This window comes from Megasphaera sp. An286 (assembly GCF_002163455.1).
In the GTDB taxonomy this organism is placed as follows: Bacteria; Bacillota; Negativicutes; order Veillonellales; family Megasphaeraceae; genus Megasphaera; species Megasphaera stantonii.
Window position 1 is genome coordinate 16,362 of the sequence record NZ_NFIY01000025.1, and the last position, 18,739, is coordinate 35,100.

Annotated in this window: 11 protein-coding genes; 10 read left to right on the top strand and 1 reads right to left on the bottom strand. The window is 51.2% G+C overall.

Annotated elements, in window-relative coordinates:
* Positions 1-64 precede the first annotated feature (64 nt).
* The gene (gene gdhA, locus B5F80_RS10095; protein WP_087478705.1) at positions 65-1,414 is read right to left on the bottom strand and encodes an NADP-specific glutamate dehydrogenase; all 1,350 of its coding nucleotides are present in this window, start codon (positions 1,412-1,414) and stop codon (positions 65-67) included.
* 493 nt (positions 1,415-1,907) lie between these two features.
* Here gdhA and B5F80_RS10100 point away from each other — a divergent pair, with 493 nt between their 5' ends.
* From B5F80_RS10100 to B5F80_RS10145, 10 genes are all read left to right on the top strand, one after another.
* A complete protein-coding gene (locus B5F80_RS10100; protein ID WP_087478706.1) occupies positions 1,908-3,827 on the top strand; it encodes a fructose-1,6-bisphosphatase in 1,920 nt (639 codons plus the stop codon).
* Positions 3,828-4,028: 201 nt separating this feature from the next.
* Positions 4,029-5,237 (top strand): Na+/H+ antiporter NhaA, encoded by a 1,209-nt coding sequence (gene nhaA, locus B5F80_RS10105; RefSeq protein ID WP_087478707.1) that lies wholly within the window; start codon positions 4,029-4,031, stop codon positions 5,235-5,237.
* A 123-nt stretch (positions 5,238-5,360) separates the two neighbouring features.
* Positions 5,361-6,617: a tyrosine--tRNA ligase gene (tyrS, locus tag B5F80_RS10110; RefSeq protein ID WP_087478708.1), complete on the top strand. Its 1,257-nt coding sequence runs from the start codon at positions 5,361-5,363 to the stop codon at positions 6,615-6,617.
* 224 nt (positions 6,618-6,841) lie between these two features.
* A complete protein-coding gene (gene rpoB, locus B5F80_RS10115; protein WP_087478709.1) occupies positions 6,842-10,561 on the top strand; it encodes a DNA-directed RNA polymerase subunit beta in 3,720 nt (1,239 codons plus the stop codon).
* An 18-nt stretch (positions 10,562-10,579) separates the two neighbouring features.
* Positions 10,580-14,830 (top strand): DNA-directed RNA polymerase subunit beta', encoded by a 4,251-nt coding sequence (gene rpoC / locus B5F80_RS10120; RefSeq protein ID WP_087478710.1) that lies wholly within the window; start codon positions 10,580-10,582, stop codon positions 14,828-14,830.
* A 215-nt stretch (positions 14,831-15,045) separates the two neighbouring features.
* Entirely contained in the window at positions 15,046-15,291 is a 246-nt protein-coding gene (locus tag B5F80_RS10125; protein ID WP_087478711.1) for a ribosomal L7Ae/L30e/S12e/Gadd45 family protein, read from the top strand.
* 79 nt (positions 15,292-15,370) lie between these two features.
* Positions 15,371-15,742 (top strand): 30S ribosomal protein S12, encoded by a 372-nt coding sequence (rpsL, locus tag B5F80_RS10130; RefSeq protein WP_087478712.1) that lies wholly within the window; start codon positions 15,371-15,373, stop codon positions 15,740-15,742.
* Between the two features lie 57 nt (positions 15,743-15,799).
* Positions 15,800-16,270, top strand: coding sequence for a 30S ribosomal protein S7 (rpsG, locus tag B5F80_RS10135; RefSeq protein ID WP_087478713.1), 471 nt, complete (start codon positions 15,800-15,802; stop codon positions 16,268-16,270).
* Positions 16,271-16,306: 36 nt separating this feature from the next.
* Positions 16,307-18,379, top strand: coding sequence for an elongation factor G (gene fusA, locus B5F80_RS10140; protein ID WP_087478714.1), 2,073 nt, complete (start codon positions 16,307-16,309; stop codon positions 18,377-18,379).
* A gap of 29 nt (positions 18,380-18,408) precedes the next feature.
* On the top strand, positions 18,409-18,739 hold a 331-nt coding region (locus B5F80_RS10145; protein WP_204246393.1), incomplete at its 3' end, for a GTP-binding protein.

Here is an 18,739-nt window from a genome sequence, read left to right on the forward strand (position 1 = left end):
AGCAGTACATAAAAAATACTGTGCAGTTTATGCTGCACAGTATTTTTTATGTTGGAGTATGTTTTTAGAATACGCCTTGAGCGAGCATTGCATCGGCAACGCGTTCGAAACCAGCGATGTTGGCGCCGGCGACGAGGTTGTAGCCTAAACCGTTGCGAGCTGCTGCGTCTTTGCAGTTGTTGTAAATCGTATTCATGATCTGGTGGAGACGTGCGTCGACTTCTTCAGCCGTCCAAACGAGACGTTCGCTGTTCTGGCTCATTTCGAGGGCCGATACGGCTACGCCGCCGGCGTTAACAGCTTTGGACGGAGCTACGATCATGTCTTTCTGTTCCAGTAAGTATTTCAGTGCGTCGTTCGTCGTAGGCATGTTGGCGACTTCGATGTAGTAGCGAACCTTGTTGGCTGCGATCTGTTTTGCCTGTTCCATATGGACGTCGTTCTGCATAGCAGACGGCATAACGATGTCGACTTTTCTGCCCCACGGTTTTTCGCCCGGGAAGAATTCTACGCCGAATTTATCTGCATAATCCTGTACGCGGTTGCGGCCGCTGTTGCGCATTTCTAACAAGTAATCGATCTTTTCTTCCGTAGCAACGCCATCGGGATCGTAGATGTATCCGTCAGGACCGGACAACGTAACGACTTTAGCACCCAATTCCGTAGCTTTTTTGCAGATGCCCCAGGTTACGTTGCCGAAGCCGGCAGCGGCAATGGTCTTGCCTTTGATATCCTGTCCGTCGTCTTTCAGGACGTTTTCCAAGAAGTATACGGCGCCGTAGCCTGTTGCTTCCGGACGAATGAGGGAGCCGCCGAAGCTGAAGCCCTTGCCCGTCAATACGCCGTTTTCAAATGCGCCTTTCAAGCGGCGGTATTCGCCGAAGAGGTAGCCGATTTCACGGCCGCCAACGCCCATATCGCCGGCCGGAACGTCGATGTCGGGGCCAATGTAGCGATAGAGGCCCTGCATGAAGCTCTGGCAGAAGCGCATGATTTCTGCATCGGATTTGCCCGTCGGGTCGAAGTCTGCGCCGCCTTTTGCGCCGCCGATCGGGAGGCCCGTCAAGGCATTCTTGAAAATCTGTTCGAAGCCCAGGAATTTAATGATGCCGGGATATACGTTTTTCTGGAAGCGGAGACCGCCTTTGTACGGCCCAATTGCGCCGTTAAACTGGAAGCGGTAGCCCGTGTTCGTATGATAGTTGCCGGCATCGTCCTGCCATACGACGCGGAAGGTGAATTGTCTTTCCGGTACGACCAAGCGGTTCAGCAAGTCAAATTTTTCATATTCCGGATGCTTTTCTACAACCGGTTCCAGAGACGACAATACTTCTTCTACGGTCTGGACGAATTCCGGTTCGTTAGCATATTTCGTACGTACGCCTTCGATAACTGATTCAAGATATTTGTTCATGAAAATCACCTCATCTAAGAATTTAGTATCCCACAAATCGTCTTTCTATAACCTTATCATAGCATGTTTTTTGTCGTTTGAAAACATCGTAATATGAAAATGAGTTTCTGTTTTTGAAAATTTTAGAGTAAATTTTAAGTATTACCATTAAATATAGTAAAAATCGATTTAAAACACCACATAATTTAAACACATAGGCAAATACATTCCTAATAATTATTTGAATTATAATAAAAATGCAACTATGAAAAAGAGCTATATATATTTTGAATTAGCATAGATAATTATGGAAAAACGGCGCATTAATAATACTATATTATGACAGGCTTTGGAGTAAAAGCTTATGTGAAACTCTCTTGCTGTCTTTTATAAGGGATGAATTGTGATTTTTTGTACTTATCCCTAGCCACATGCTATAAGATAGTGTACAATAGAAAGAAATTAAGCCTATACGTTGTATACCATATCATGAAGAAAAGGGGATTTATGTCTTATGGAAACGTGTGAAAAATATTCTCCAGAATACTTGCGGTATCTGGAATTACTGTCCAAGGAATATAAAACGCAGGCCGAAACGTTTACGGAAATTATCAACTTGCAGGCTATCGTCAACTTGCCGAAGGGAACGGAACATTTTATGAGCGACCTTCATGGCGAATATGAGGCGTTTTATCACATCTTAAATAACTGTTCCGGCGTTATTCGGGAAAAGGTTGAAATGATATTTGCCAATTCCATGACGGCGGAGGAACGGGATGATTTATTGACGCTGATTTATTATCCCAAGGAAAAGCTGGATATGTTGCAGCGGGAAAAAGCGATTACAGATCAGTGGGCGAAAAAAACGCTGAGCCATCTGATTCGCCTGGTCAAGCTGCTGTCGTCGAAATATACGCGTTCTAAAGTACGTAAGGCCATGCCCAAGGTGTTCCGCTTCGTCATTGACGAACTGCTCCATGCCCAGCCGGACGAAGACAAAAACCGCCGGGCATATCACATGAAGATATTGAATACGATTTTAGAAACAGGCAGCACGCGGCAATTTATTTATGCCCTGACGGATTTGATCAAACGGCTGGCCGTAGACCACCTGCACATTATCGGCGATATTTACGACCGCGGGCCTCATGCCGACAAGATCATGGATTATCTCATGCATCATCATTCTCTCGACATCCAGTGGGGGAACCACGATATCCTGTGGATGGGTGCGGCCGCCGGCAGCGAGGCCTGCATCGCCAATGCGCTGAGAAATAATATCCGCTATCATAATATGGAAATATTGGAAAGCGGTTACGGTATCAGTCTCCGCCCTCTGGCTATTTTTGCATTAGATACCTATAAAAAGGACGACGGCATCGAGCCGATGGTAAAGGCGATTAACGTCATTTTGAGCAAGCTGGAAGGGCAAGTCATCATCCGCCATCCGGAATACAATATGGACGACCGCCTGATGTTCCACAAAATTGACTGGAAGCAGGGTACGATTACGCTGGACGGCCAGACCTACGAGCTGACGACGACGGATTTTCCGACGGTTGATCCGCAGGACCCCTACAAATTGTCGCCGGAAGAACACCGCATCATGGCGGCTATTCAGTCGGAATTCCTGGAAAGCGAACGGCTGCAGCGTCATATCCGCTTCTTATACAGTCACGGCTCGCTGTACCGCAGCTATAATCACAACCTTTTATTCCACGGCGGCGTTCCCCTCAATAAAGACGGCAGCTTTAAAGAAATTTATCTCAACGGCAAGCCGTATAAGGGAAAGGCCTTCATGGATATGGTCGATTTTATTGCCCGTCAGGCCTATGACAAGAGGGATACGAACAGTCTGGACTATATGTGGTACATGTGGTGCGGCATAGATTCCCCCGTATCGGGCCGGATTGTCAAGACCTTTGAACGGAGCTATATCGTCGATCAGTCGACGTGGAAAGAACCGCAGAACGATTATTACCACCTCAACCGGGATCGGGATGAGTGCATAAAAATCCTCCATGAATTTGGCATCGACTCTCCCCAGGGCCATATCATCAACGGCCATACGCCGGTTAAGGTCAAAAAAGGGGAAAGCCCGATTCGCGCGGAAGGGAAGGAAATCTGCATAGACGGCGGTTTCTGCAAGGCGTACCAGGGATCGACGGGCATTGCCGGCTACACCTTGATTTTCAATTCTCACGGTATCCGCATCAAAGCCCATTATCCCTTTAAGGATGTAACGCAGGTATTGATGAACAATGCCGATATCGATTCGGAATCGACGCAGGTCGAATTGGAGCCGAAGCGCGTTATGATCGGAGACACGGACAACGGCAAAAAGCTGCTGCAGATGATTGACGATTTGAAAGCGCTGCTGCATGCGTATCGCCAGGGAATTATCCTGGAACGGCCTGAGGAAAAAGAAATATAACCAGTAACAAGGGCGTAAGAGGAGACAGGCGTCAGGTCTGTTTCCTCTTTTTGCATATCGTACGTTTTTGATATAGATGTTGCATATTTTGCACATGCAGAGTATGCGGAAATGTGATGCCCTTATGATATAATATGATAACGCTGAAAACAGCGCGGTATGTGACGCTGTTTTTTGCGGATTCCATAAAAGGAGGGTCACATGAACAAAGATATTTACGAACGTATTCAAGAACAATCGCGCCAAATGATCATGCCGTTTCAACAATTCTTCAAGCAGGAAGCGTCCAGCGGCATCGTTCTTCTCACCTTTGCCGTCATGGCAATGGGTCTTGCCAATTCTCCGTGGGCAGCCGCCTATGAAGAAATCCTGCATTGGAAGCTGTCCGTCGGGATGGGGGATTTCCAACTGTCCATGTCGCTGCTTCACTGGATTAACGACGGGCTGATGGCTGTGTTTTTCTTCGTTATCGGCATGGAAATCAAGCGGGAATTTTTATTCGGCGAACTGAAATCGCCGTCGTCTACGCTTCTTCCCATTGCGGCGGCCGTTGGCGGCATGGTCATGCCGGCGCTGTTATATACGGCTTTTAACATTGGAAAGCCGACAATTTCCGGCTGGGGCGTGTCTATGGCTACAGATATTGCCTTTTCCTTAGGTGTACTGGCCTTTGCCGCTCCGCGGGCACCGCGGGCTGTCGTCGTGTTTTTGACGGCCTTGGCTATTGTCGATGACTTGGGCGGCATTTTAGTCATCGCTCTGTTTTATTCGTCCGATTTGCACGGGCCATCCCTATTGGCCGGAGCCGTCGTTTTGCTTGTGCTGTTTTGGCTGTCGCGGCGCAACGTTCAGTCGGTCCTTTTGTACCTGATAGGGGGAGGTCTGCTGTGGTATGCGTTTTTGCAGGGCGGAATTCATCCGACGATTGCCGGTGTCCTTTTGGGCTTTTCCATTCCGGCCGGAACGGAAGAAACGCACGGCAAGAGCCTGCTTAGAAAGCTGGAGCATAGGCTGACGCCGTGGTCGGCGTTTTTCGTCATGCCCGTATTTGCTTTGAGCAACGCCGGCATCGCCATAGACGGCGGCAGTGTAGGAAACTTGCTGACGCCTGTCGGCCTGGGCATTATGGCCGGGCTGTTTCTCGGCAAGCCCTTGGGTATTTTCTTATCCGTATACGGTCTGATTCGCTTTCGTATTGCAGCCTTGCCGGCCGGTGTCCGGACGACCCACTTTTTAGGAGCCGGCATGCTGGGCGGCATCGGCTTCACCATGTCCCTGTTTATCGCCGCACTGGCCTTTACGGACGGACAGGTGCTGATGACGGCCAAAACTGCCATTGTAGCCGCGTCTGTGTTGTCCGGTCTGGCGGGGACGGCTATGTTTAAATGGCTTCAGCGCGGGACGTCGTAAAACGAAGAAGGCCGCGCGAGGTTTCAGGCTTTTGTTGACGGACGCATGTCGGATGAGTATAATTAGTACGGTAAAGATACTTTTTGCATATCCATAAATATAACGGTAAAAGGAGCGGGTTCGATGAATATTATTGATGAATTGTCTTGGCGCGGCGCCGTAAATCAGATGACCGACGAAGAAGGCTTGCGCAAGCTGACGGAAGAAAAGAGCGTGTCCTTGTACTGCGGCGTAGACCCGACGGGAGACAGCATGCATATCGGCCATTTAATTCCCTTTATGATGCTGAAACGCTTTGCCTTGGCAGGTCATCATCCCTATGTCGTCATCGGCGGCGGCACAGGCGTTATCGGCGATCCGAGCGGCCGCAAGACGGAACGGCAGCTGCAGACCATTGAAAAAATCCATGAAAACGCGGAAAAATTAAAAGCCCAGTTTATTCATTTGTTCGGCGAAGGCTCGAATATTTCTTTCGTAAACAACTACGACTGGCTGAGCAAAATCGATTTGCTGAACTTCCTCCGCGATTACGGCAAGCTGTTCAGCGTCAATACGATGCTGGCGAAGGAAGTTGTCGCAAGCCGTCTGGAAGCGGGCATTTCCTTTACGGAATTTTCCTATCAGATTCTGCAGTCTATCGACTTTGAACATCTCTTCACACACAACGACGTCCAGCTTCAGATCGGCGGCGCCGACCAGTGGGGCAATATTACGGCCGGCATCGATACGATTCATAAGATGCACGGCAGCGACGCCCGCGCTTACGGCTTGACGATTCCCCTCATGCTGAAGTCGGACGGCACGAAGTTCGGCAAGACCGCCGGCGGAGCCGTATGGCTGGATCCGGAAAAGACGTCTCCTTTCGAATTCTATCAGTTCTGGCTGAATCAGGATGACGCTGACGTCGTCAAATATTTGAAATACTTCACCTTCCTCAGTAAGGAAGAAATCGACGCCCTGGAAGAAGCCGTCAAGACGGAACCGGAAAAACGTCTGGCTCAGCGCCGTTTGGCGGAAGAAGTAACGACCTTCGTCCACAGCCCTGAAGCGCTGAAGGAAGCGCAGAATATTACGGAAGCCCTCTATCACGGCAGCATTGCCGATTTGACGGAGCACGAACTGACCCAGGCTTTTGGCAAGATGCCGACAGTCGACGTATCGAACGAAGAAAAGGACGTCGTAAACTGGCTTGTCGATTCGACGATTTACAAATCCAAGCGTCAGGCCCGCGAAGATATTACGAACGGCGCCGTGACGATCAACGGCGTAAAGGTCCAGGCTCTCGACGAAATCGTCCTGCCTCATAAAAACTCAAACGGCAAATACGTTATCGTGCGCAAGGGCAAAAAGAACTACACGCTGGCCCGTATTCAGAAATAAGAAAAAATAAATATTGACGGAAGCAGAAACGTGTGCTATAATAACTCATTGCAAAATGTTCAATTGATGATATTATGAGGTACATGGAGGAAGCGCTTCCGGTGAACAAAAATTAAGCAAGGTTCAAGTTTTATTACGGAGCCTTGCTTTTTTGTCGCTTTTGAAGATGCCTTTACGACGCGATTATATCATGGTTTACTTTTTATAAGGGGTGAAGAATCAGCATGTTCAAACCTGTACAAGTAGGGAAAAGAACTCGATACACGTATGCTAAGATTAACGAGGTCTTAAAAATGCCTCATTTGTTGGATTTGCAGAACAAATCTTATGAATGGTTCTTAGAAAAAGGGCTGAAAGATATTTTTCAAGATATTTCGCCCATCGAAGATGCATCGGGCAACTTGTCTTTATCCTTTGAAGATTTCAAACTGGGGGAACCTAAGTATGACATCCGGGAATGCAAGGAACGAGACACGACATATGCCGCGCCGCTTCGGGTTCAGATCCGTCTTGTCAATCATGAAACAGGGGAAATTAAAGACCAGGAAGTATTCATGGGGGATTTCCCGCTGATTACAGATACAGGTACATTTATTATCAATGGGGCAGAACGCGTTATCGTCAGCCAGCTCGTGCGCTCGCCGGGCGTATATTACGGCTGCGAACGCGATCCGATGGGCACCATGTTGTATAACTCTACGGTCATTCCGAACCGCGGCGCCTGGATTGAATTGGAAACGGACGTGAACGGTATCGTGTATGCCCGTATAGACCGCAACCGCAAAATCCCCGTCACGGTGCTGATCCGCGCCCTGGGCTGGTCTTCCAATGCAGAAATCCTCGACTTGTTCTTCGATGATAAGCGGCTCAAGGATACCTTTGAAAAAGATACGACGGAAAACCAGGATGAAGCCCTCGTAGAAATCTATAAAAAACTCCGCCCCGGTGAACCGCCGACAGTAGAAAGCGCCCGCAATTTGTTCGAAGGGCTGTTTTTCGACTCCCGCCGGTACGATATGGCCCGCGTCGGCCGCTATAAAGCCGGCAAAAAGCTGGGCTGGGAACGCCGGTTATTCGGCTTGACGCTCCACGAGCCGATCGTTCATCCCGAAACGGGTGAAGTGATCGTCGACGCTCATACGGAAATCGGCGCAGCTGAAGTAAACAAAATTAAAGAAAGCGGCGTATTCGCCGGCGAAGGGCTCGTAGAAGCCTTCGTAGAAAAAATTGACGGGTCTGTATATAAGATTATCTGCAATAACAGCAATCTGCCGTACGATCACCGCACGATTACCCGCGAAGATATTATCGCCAACATAGATTACCTGCTGAACCTCATGGACGGCTTCGGCACCGTCGACGACATCGACCATTTGGGCAACCGCCGCCTCCGCTGCGTCGGCGAACTGCTCCAGAACCAGTTCCGCATCGGCCTGACCCGTATGGAACGCGTCGTCCGCGAACGCATGACGATTCAGGACGCCGAAAGCATTACGCCTCAGGTCCTGATCAATATCCGTCCTGTCGTCGCAGCGATTAAAGAATTCTTCGGTTCCAGCCAGTTGTCCCAGTTCATGGACCAGACGAACCCGCTGGCTGAAATCACGCATAAACGCCGTCTCAGCGCCTTGGGCCCCGGCGGCTTGTCCCGTGAACGGGCAGGGTTTGAAGTCCGCGACGTTCATCACTCCCACTACGGCCGCATGTGCCCTGTAGAAACGCCTGAAGGTCCGAACATCGGCCTGATTTCTTCGCTGGCCTGCTTCGGCAAGGTAAATGAATTCGGCTTTATTGAAGCGCCGTACCGCCGCGTCGATAAGGAAACCCATGTCGTTACAAACGACGTTTGGTATATCACAGCAGATGAAGAAGAACAGTATATCATCGCCCAGGCTAACGAACCGCTGACCGAAGACGGTCATTTTGTACACAGCCGCGTCGCTTGCCGTCACGGCGAGGATACGCGTGAATTCCCGGCCGACCGCGTCGATTTCATGGACGTATCGCCTAAGGAAGTTGTTTCCGTCGGTACATCCATGATTCCGTTCCTGGAAAACGACGACGCCAACCGCGCGCTCATGGGCGCGAACATGCAGCGTCAGGCCGTGCCGCTCCTCCGCACGCAGGCTCCGCTCGTCGGTACGGGCATGGAATACAAGGCTGCCTGTGACTCGGGCGTATGCGTACTGGCTAAGCACGACGGCGTCGTATGCCGCGTAACTGGCGATGAAATTAAAGTAAGAACCGATTCCGGCTCTATTGATACATACCGCTTGATTAAATTCGTCCGTTCCAACCAGAGCACCTGCATTAACCAGCGTCCCTTGGTATACAAGAACGAACGCGTTACGGAAGGCCAGGTATTGGCCGACGGCATGGCTACGGACGGCGGCGAATTGGCGTTGGGCTACAACATCCTCGTAGCGTACATGCCCTGGGAAGGCTATAACTACGAAGACGCCGTTCTCCTCAGCGAAGAATTGCCGAAGAACGACTTATATACGTCTATCCATATTGAAGAATACGAATGCGATGCCCGCGATACGAAGCTGGGCTCTGAAGAAATTACCCGCGAAATTCCGAACGTCAGCGAAGACAGCACGAAAAACCTCGACGAAAACGGCATCATCATGATCGGCGCCGACGTATTCCCCGGCGACGTCCTCGTCGGTAAGGTCACGCCGAAAGGCGAAACGGAGCTGACGCCGGAAGAACGCCTCCTGCGCGCTATTTTCGGCGACAAGGAACGGGAAGTCCGCGATACGTCGCTGCGCGTGCCTCACGGCGAATCGGGCAAGGTCGTCAACGTCCGCATTTTCTCCCGCGAAAACAACGATGAACTGCCGCCGGGTGTCAACCGCCTCGTCCGCGTGTACATTGCGCAGAAGCGCAAGATTCACGAAGGCGACAAGATGGCTGGCCGTCACGGAAACAAGGGTGTCGTATCCCGCGTAATGCGCCAGGAAGACATGCCGTTCCTTCCCGACGGCACGCCTGTTCAGATCGTGCTGAATCCCTTGGGCGTACCGTCTCGAATGAACATCGGTCAGATTTTGGAAACCCACCTCGGCTGGGCTATGCACGAACTGGGCGTTCAGATCAAAAAGATGAACCCGAATTTGGAAGCAAAGCTGCGCGAAGCCGGTTACGATTTCGATACGTACGGCATGCCGCAGCCCGATAAGGCCGGCATTCACATTGCGACGCCGGTATTTGACGGCGCGCAGGCTGAAGACGTATTCGAATCCCTGCGCATCGCCGGGTTGCCGGAAGACGGCAAATCCGTCCTGTACGACGGCCGTACGGGCGAACCGATGGACCGCCGCGTAACCGTCGGTTACACGTACTTCCTCAAGCTGCATCATCTGGTCGACGATAAGATCCACGCTCGTTCGACTGGCCCGTACTCCCTGGTTACGCAGCAGCCTCTGGGCGGTAAAGCTCAGTTCGGCGGCCAGCGTTTCGGCGAAATGGAAGTTTGGGCTTTGGAAGCATACGGCGCGGCATACACGCTGCAGGAAATGCTGACAGTCAAGTCTGACGATGTCGTCGGCCGTGTCAAAGCGTATGAAAAAATTGTTAAAGGCGAAAATATTCCTGAACCGGGCGTTCCTGAATCCTTCAAGGTATTGCTTAAAGAATTGCAGGCTATCGGCTTAGATGTCCAGATTCTCAATGAAGACGGCGAAGAAGTTGTCATCAAGGAACTGGATGACGAAGACGATGTAGAACCGGAACAGACAGATGAACTCCGCCGCGTTATGGAAGGCGAAGGCATGGACAGCCCGTCGGCGCCCCTGGCTGATGAAGCCGGAGACGGCGAACCGGCAGAAGAACCGGTTGCCAACGGCGATGAAGATGATATTATGAGCGCCATGAGCCTCGACGCCGTTGCCGAAGCGGAACATCTGAACGACGATACTATTAACGAAGATGAAGACTAATAGAAGGGAGCGGTATTAGTGCTAGACGTGAACGAATTTGATTCCATGCGGATTGGACTGGCTTCTCCGGAAAAGATCCTTGAATGGTCGCACGGCGAAGTAAAGAAACCGGAAACGATCAATTACCGTACATTGAAACCGGAACGGGACGGTTTATTCTGCGAACGCATTTTCGGGCCTACGAAAGACTGGGAATGCCATTGCGGAAAATACAAACGCATTCGCTATAAAGGCGTTGTCTGCGACCGCTGCGGCGTTGAAGTAACGCGCGCGAAGGTTCGCCGCGAACGGATGGGCCATATCAAACTGGCTACGCCTGTATCTCATATTTGGTATTTTAAAGGAATTCCCAGCCGGATGGGCCTGATTCTCGACATTTCGCCCCGTTCGCTGGAAAAGGTATTGTATTTTGCCTCGTATATCGTCCTGGACCCGGGCGATACGCCGCTGACGAAGCAGCAGCTCCTGACGGAAACGGAATACCGCCAGTATCTCGATATGTACGGCGATAAATTCCGCGTCGGCATGGGCGCGGCAGCCGTTAAGGAATTACTCCAGGGACTGGACTTGGAAAAACTCAATAAAGAACTGCGCGACGAGCTGCGCGATTCTTCCGGCCAGCGCCGGGTCCGGGCGATCCGCCGCCTGGAAGTCGTCGAAGCCTTCCGCCATTCCGGCAACAAACCGGAATGGATGGTCATGGACGTGATTCCCGTCATTCCCCCGGAACTGCGCCCGATGGTACAGCTCGACGGCGGCCGCTTTGCTACGTCGGACTTAAACGACCTGTACCGCCGCGTCATTAACCGAAATAACCGCCTGAGCCGGCTGCTGGAATTAGGCGCTCCCGATATCATTGTCCGCAATGAAAAGCGCATGCTTCAGGAAGCTGTCGACGCCCTGATCGACAACGGCCGCCGCGGCCGCCCTGTCACCGGGCCGGGCAACCGTCCTCTTAAATCCTTGTCGGATATGCTCAAGGGGAAACAAGGCCGCTTCCGTCAGAATCTGTTAGGTAAGCGTGTCGACTATTCCGGCCGTTCCGTTATCGTCGTCGGACCAGAGCTGAAAATGCATCAGTGTGGTCTGCCGAAAGAAATGGCTTTGGAATTGTTCAAGCCCTTCGTCATGAAAAAGCTCGTAGAAAAAGGTATTGCTACGAACATTAAAAACGCTAAGAAAAAGGTTGAACGCGTCAGCCCGGAAGTGTGGGACGTGCTGGAAGACGTTATTCAGGAACATCCGGTACTCTTGAACCGCGCCCCGACGCTGCACCGTTTAGGTATTCAGGCCTTCGAACCGATTCTTTGGGAAGGCCGGGCCATTAAGCTGCATCCTCTGGTCTGCACCGCCTTCAACGCCGACTTCGACGGCGACCAGATGGCCTGCCATCTGCCCTTGTCCGTAGAAGCCCAGGCTGAAGCGAGAACGCTCATGCTTTCGGCACACAACATTTTGGCGCCGAAGGACGGCAAGCCTGTTGCCGTACCGACGCAGGATATGGTGCTTGGTGCTTATTACCTGACCCTTGTTAAACCGGGAGCCTTGGGCGAAGGCAAGATGTTCTCTAATTACGATGAAGTCATGCTGGCGTATGATGCCAAGGCTATCGATATCGAAGCGGTCATCAAGGTCCGCATTCCCGGCCACGGTATTATCGAAACGACGGCGGGCAAGCTGCTGTACAACTATCAGGTGTACGAACCACTCCGCTTGTATCATACGGACAAGGTCATGGTATTTACCAATCCCGAAGATACGAAGTTTGCCTATGAAAACGGCATCATCGATTCGACGCATCTCGTAAAGATTAAAGATGAAAACGGCCATATTTTAGACTATGGTTTCTCCCAGCTGAAGGAAGCCTTCGGCGTAGACCTCTTGGCAATTCGTCCGCTGCCGGCTAATAAGGTAGATAAAGAAGCGGTAGCCGCCTTCAAAGAAGGAAAAGAATTTGTCGACGTCAACTGCCTTGGCGTACTGATGAATAAGAAGGAAATCGGCAAGCTTGTCGACGCCTGCTTCCATCTCGTAGGCAATACGAAGACAGCGGCCCTCCTTGACCGTATCAAGGCTATCGGCTATCATTACGCGCGGCAGGCCGGCATGTCCATCGCTATTTCGGACATTCAGATTCCTGCTGAAAAATGGGATATTCTCAACGAAGCCGATAAGAAGGTTCAAAATGTTACGAAAATGTACCTCCGCGGCTTGATTACTGAAGACGAACGGTACCGCAAGACCTGCTCCATTTGGGAAAAGGCGACGGACGATGTGACGGAAGCCATGATGGATAACATGGACCCGTTCAACTCCATCTTTATGATGGCTGACTCCGGCGCCCGCGGCAACAAGCAGCAGATTCGTCAGGTTGCCGGCATGCGCGGCTTGATGGCTGACCCGTCCGGCCGTATCATCGACTTGCCGATCAAGGCGAACTTCCGCGAAGGCCTGTCCGTATTGGATTACTTTACGTCGAGCCACGGCGCCCGTAAGGGTTTGGCCGACACGGCTCTGCGTACGGCTGACTCGGGCTACCTGACCCGTCGTCTCGTCGACGTATCGCAGGACGTCATCGTTCGCGAAGACGACTGCGACGTATTCGGCATCGACCTCGTCCGCGAACGGGCCCGTTTGGCCAGCTCGTGCCGTCAGGCTGTCAACCTCCTGCGGGAAAAACTGATTGGCCGCGTCTTGGCGAAACCGGCGATCGATCCGGAAACTGCAGACGTCGTGTTCGAAGAAGGCCATTTGCTGACGACAGACGATATGGATACGGTTATCGAGCACAAGCTGCCGAAGCTGTATCTCCAGGGCAGCCAGATGGATATAAACGATGATATGAACCATACGAACTTAGTTGAAGTCGTTACGCTGGGAGCTCCGGAAGAAGGCTTCCGCGCGGCGCTTCGCAAGTCTATGGTCGATAATATGCTTGGCAAAACCGTTGAAACGGCAGTGATTGATTCCAACGGCATGGAAATCTGCCCGGCTGGCACGGCACTGACAGAAGATGCTATCGAACGCATCCTTTCCAGCGACGTAACGGAAGTAAAAGTACGCAATAACGATATCCGCGGCGTAGAAGTTACGGCTATCGTCGAAGGCGACGGCGTCATTGAACCGCTGGAAGAACGAATCGAAGGCCGTACGGCGGCGGAAGCCTTGGTCAACCCGAATACGGGCGAAGTCATCGTTCCGATTAATGAAGAAATCATGGCCGACCAGGCGAAAGAAATCGCTAAATATTACGATAAGGTCCGGATTCGTTCCGTCCTTACCTGCCACAGCCGTTACGGTGTCTGCGCTAAGTGCTACGGCCGCGACCTGGGCACGGGCAGCAAGGTAAATGTCGGCGAATCGGTCGGCACTATCGCGGCCCAGTCCATCGGCGAACCGGGCACGCAGCTGACGATGCGTACGTTCCACACAGGCGGCGTTGCGTCGGCAGGGGATATTACCCAGGGTCTTCCCCGTGTCGAAGAATTGTTTGAAGCCCGTAAGCCGAAGGGCAACGCTATCGTCACGGAAATCGACGGCGTCGTTTCCATTACGGAAAAAGAAGACCACCATGACATCAATATCGTTCACGTCGTAAATAAAGACGGCGAAGAACGCAGCTACACCATCCCGTACGGAGCTCACTTAGTCGTTCATGAAGGCGACGTCATCACGAAGGGCAGCCGTATTACGTCGGGTTCCATCAATCCTCACGACATCCTTCGCATTCTGGGTGTAGAAGCTACGCAGCGCTACCTCGTATACGAAGTGCAGAAGGTATATAAATCCCAGGGCGTTGGTATCAACGACAAACACATCGAAGTTATCGTGCGTCAGATGCTCCGCAAGATGAAGATTGAAGACGCCGGTGACGCCGATATGCTGCCGGGCGATTACGTCGACGTCAATATTTTCGAAGACACGAACCGCCGTATTCAGGCTGCAGGCGGCAAGCCGGCCATCGGCAAGCCGATGCTGCTCGGTATTACGAAAGCCGCGTTGGCGACGGAATCGTTCTTGTCGGCTGCGTCGTTCCAGGAAACGACCCGCGTATTGACGGATGCGGCTATCAAGGGCAAGATTGATCCCTTGCTCGGCTTGAAGGAAAACGTTATTATCGGCAAGCTGATTCCCGCCGGCACCGGCATGAGCCGGTACCGCAAGGTAAAGGTTGTCAAAACCGTACCGTCCATATCGTATGAAGATGAAGACGGCTCCGTCGTAGACTGCGACGACGTAACGGCGACAGCTCCCGAAGCGGGCCATTAAGCTCTGACGTTATAGCACTGTACAGAGACCTCTCGTAAGAGAGGTCTCTGTTTTTTACCTTGTAAGATACACCCGGATGAGTGTAATAAAAAATGTCTTAGTTACGCAGTTTTTACGAAAAACACATTGACATTCCTATGGGGGAATGCTACAATGTCTAAGTGTCGCGGCGAAGGTGCTGCGCGCAATTTGCAAGATGTAAGGAGTGATGTTTCGTGAGCTTGGAACTGGCGGGCAATGTCCGCAAGACCGTAGGGGCAAAGCAAACGCTTAAAGCAATGAAACGAAACGAAGTCACCCAGCTGTATGTTGCTAACGACTGTGACGAACAGGTCGTCGCGCCGCTTCTCGCGTATGCGGAGGAGGCAGGCATCGCCGTCGACCGTTCCAATACGATGGCAGAGCTCGGCATAGCCTGCCGCATTAAAGTCAAGGCAGCGGCCGTTGGAGTGTTGAAGTAACTTTGGTAATATCATCGTCAGATATTTTTCTGATGATGATTACATTATAAATCTAATTGTTTGGAGAGGAGGTGCCCACATGCCAACAATCAGCCAATTAGTTCGTAAGGGTCGTCAGGATTCTGTAACGAAATCCACGGCGCCGGCTTTGAAAAACTGCCCGCAGAAACGCGGCGTCTGCACTCGTGTATACACGGCTACGCCGAAAAAACCTAACTCTGCTCTGCGTAAAGTTGCCCGTGTTCGCTTGACGAACTCCATCGAAGTAACAGCTTATATTCCTGGCATTGGTCACAATTTACAGGAACACAGTGTAGTATTAATCAGAGGCGGTCGTGTTAAAGACCTTCCTGGTGTACGTTATCACATCATCCGCGGTGCCTTGGATACGGCTGGCGTTGCAAACCGTCAGCAGTCCCGTTCTAAATACGGCGCTAAAAAGGGTAAATAATCGTATTGCCTGATCAGATGAACCGATAACCTGCATATTACAAAGGAGGAATTAGACATGCCAAGAAAAGGCCCTGTGCCGAAGCGCGATGTGCTGCCGGATCCGGTGTACCATTCTAAATTGGTAACGCGCTTCATCAACAAAGTTATGTTGGACGGTAAAAAAGGCGTCGCTGAATCTATCGTATACGACGCATTCGATATCATCCGTTCTAAGATGAATAAAGATCCCTTAGAAGTTTTTGAACAGGCTCTCAACAATGTAATGCCTGTTTTGGAAGTTCGCGCTCGCCGTGTAGGCGGTGCCAACTACCAGGTTCCCGTTGAAGTGCGCGCTGACCGCCGCCTGTCCCTCGGCATCCGCTGGACTGTCGGCTACGCTCGTAAACGTGGCGAACGTACGATGAAAGAAAAGCTTGCCGCTGAATTGATGGACGCTTTCAACAATACTGGCGCAGCTATCAAAAAGAAAGAAGATACCCACAAGATGGCAGAAGCCAACAAGGCCTTTGCTCATTATCGCTGGTAATTATTTAAGTTTTTTATTTGAGGAGTGGAAAAAATCGTGGCAAGAGAATTTCCCTTGGAAAAAACGAGAAATATTGGTATCATGGCCCACATCGATGCCGGTAAAACCACGACGACAGAACGTATCCTTTTCTACACCGGCCGCGTTCATAAAATCGGCGAAGTTCACGACGGCGCCGCAACGATGGACTGGATGGCGCAGGAACAGGAACGCGGCATTACGATCACTTCCGCTGCAACGACGGCTCATTGGAAAGGTCATCGTATCAACATCATCGATACCCCGGGGCACGTTGACTTTACAGTTGAAGTTGAACGTTCTCTTCGCGTTTTGGACGGCTCTGTTGCCGTATTTTCGGCTAAAGGCGGCGTAGAACCGCAGTCTGAAACGGTATGGCGTCAGGCTGAACACTACCATGTTCCCCGTATCGCTTTCATCAATAAGATGGATACGACGGGCGCTGATTTCCTGAACTGCGTTCAGATGATGAAGGACCGCCTCCAGGCTAACGCCGTAGCGATCCAGCTGCCGATTGGCTCTGAAGCGACGTTCAGCGGCATCATCGACCTCGTTACGATGAAAGCTGAAGTATATGACGATGCTCTCGGCAAGGAAATCGAAGTCGTTGATATTCCGGACGACATGAAAGACGAAGCTGAAGAATATCATCAGATTATGCTTGAAGCCGTCTGCGAAACGGACGATGAGCTCATGATGAAATACCTCGACGGTGAAGAAATCTCCATCGACGAAATCAAGGCAGCTATCCGCAACGCCGTTGTAAGCAACAAGATGTTCCCCGTACTTTGCGGCTCTGCTTACAAGAATAAGGGTATTCAGATGCTCCTCGACGCCGTTGTCGACTATATGCCGTCTCCGCTCGATATTCCGCCTGTTGCCGGTGTAAATCCCGATACAGGTGAAGACGACAGCCGCAAAGCTGACGACAAAGAACCGTTCTCTGCCTTGGCCTTTAAGATCATGGCTGACCCCTTTGTCGGTAAATTAGCTTTCTTCCGTATTTATTCTGGTACGCTTCAGTCCGGCACGTACGTGTTCAACTCCACGAAAGGCAAGAAAGAACGCGTAGGCCGTATCCTGCGTATGCACGCAAACCATCGCGAAGAAGTACAGGAAGCATACTGCGGCGATATCGGCGCTATCGTCGGCTTGAAAGATACGACGACAGGCGATACGCTGTGCGATGAAAAACACCCCATCATCCTTGAAAAGATGGAATTCCCTGAACCGGTTATTTCTGTTGCCGTAGAACCGAAGACCAAGGCTGACCAGGAAAAAATGGGTATTGCATTGGCTCGCTTGGCTGAAGAAGATCCGACCTTCAAGGTTAAGACCGATGCCGAAACAGGTCAGACGATCATTTCCGGCATGGGCGAACTCCACTTGGATATTATCGTCGACCGTATGGCTCGTGAATTCAAGGTAGACTGCAACGTCGGCAAGCCGCAGGTTGCTTACCGCGAAACGATTCGCAAGAGCGTCAAGCAGGAAGGCCGTTTCGTTCGTCAGTCCGGCGGCCGCGGTCAGTACGGCGACTGCTGGCTTGAACTTATCCCGCAGGAAGCCGGCGCAGGCTTTGAATTTGAAAACAAAGTTGTCGGCGGCGCAATTCCGAAAGAATATATCGGCTCTGTCGAAGCCGGCGTAAAAGAAGCTATGGAAACGGGCGTTTTGGCTGGTTTCCCCATGGTCGATATCAAGGTTATCGTATTCGACGGCTCCTATCATGATGTCGACTCTTCGGAAATGGCATTTAAGATTGCCGGCTCCATGGGCTTTAAAGAAGGCGCAAAGAAAGCCGATCCTGTTCTTCTCGAACCGTATGTTAAAGTCGAAGTCGTCGTCCCTGAAGAATACATGGGCGATGTCATCGGCGACTTGAACTCTCGTCGCGGCCGCGTTGACGGCATGGAAATGCGCGGCGGCGCTGAACATATCAACGGTTTCGTACCCTTGGCTGAAATGTTTGGCTATGCAACGGATTTGCGTTCTAAGACGCAGGGACGTGGCGTTTATACGATGACTTTCGATCACTACGAAGAAGTTCCTAAGAACGTAGCTGAAAAAGTCATTAATGACAAAGGCTAATATTTTAATTACATTGGAGGAACTGCAAAATGGCAAAAGAACATTACGAAAGAACCAAACCCCATGTTAACATCGGCACGATTGGTCACGTTGACCATGGCAAAACGACGTTGACGGCTGCTATTACGAAAGTATTGTCCGAAAAAGGCTATGCTAAATTCGAAGACTATGCTGATATCGATAAGGCTCCGGAAGAACGCGAACGCGGCATTACGATCAATACGGCTCACGTTGAATATGAAACGGACAACCGTCACTATGCTCACGTTGACTGCCCGGGCCACGCCGACTATGTTAAGAACATGATCACCGGCGCTGCTCAGATGGACGGCGCGATCCTCGTCGTAAGCGCAGCTGACG

Bases quoted from the DNA above. Each gene is read 5' to 3' on its own strand.
- gdhA (WP_087478705.1), bottom strand. From the start codon at position 1,414: ATGAACAAATATCTTGAATCAGTTATCGAAGGCGTACGTACGAAATAT.
- B5F80_RS10100 (WP_087478706.1), top strand. From the start codon at position 1,908: ATGGAAACGTGTGAAAAATATTCTCCAGAATACTTGCGGTATCTGGAA.
- nhaA (WP_087478707.1), top strand. From the start codon at position 4,029: ATGAACAAAGATATTTACGAACGTATTCAAGAACAATCGCGCCAAATG.
- tyrS (WP_087478708.1), top strand. From the start codon at position 5,361: ATGAATATTATTGATGAATTGTCTTGGCGCGGCGCCGTAAATCAGATG.
- rpoB (WP_087478709.1), top strand. From the start codon at position 6,842: ATGTTCAAACCTGTACAAGTAGGGAAAAGAACTCGATACACGTATGCT.
- rpsL (WP_087478712.1), top strand. From the start codon at position 15,371: ATGCCAACAATCAGCCAATTAGTTCGTAAGGGTCGTCAGGATTCTGTA.
- rpsG (WP_087478713.1), top strand. From the start codon at position 15,800: ATGCCAAGAAAAGGCCCTGTGCCGAAGCGCGATGTGCTGCCGGATCCG.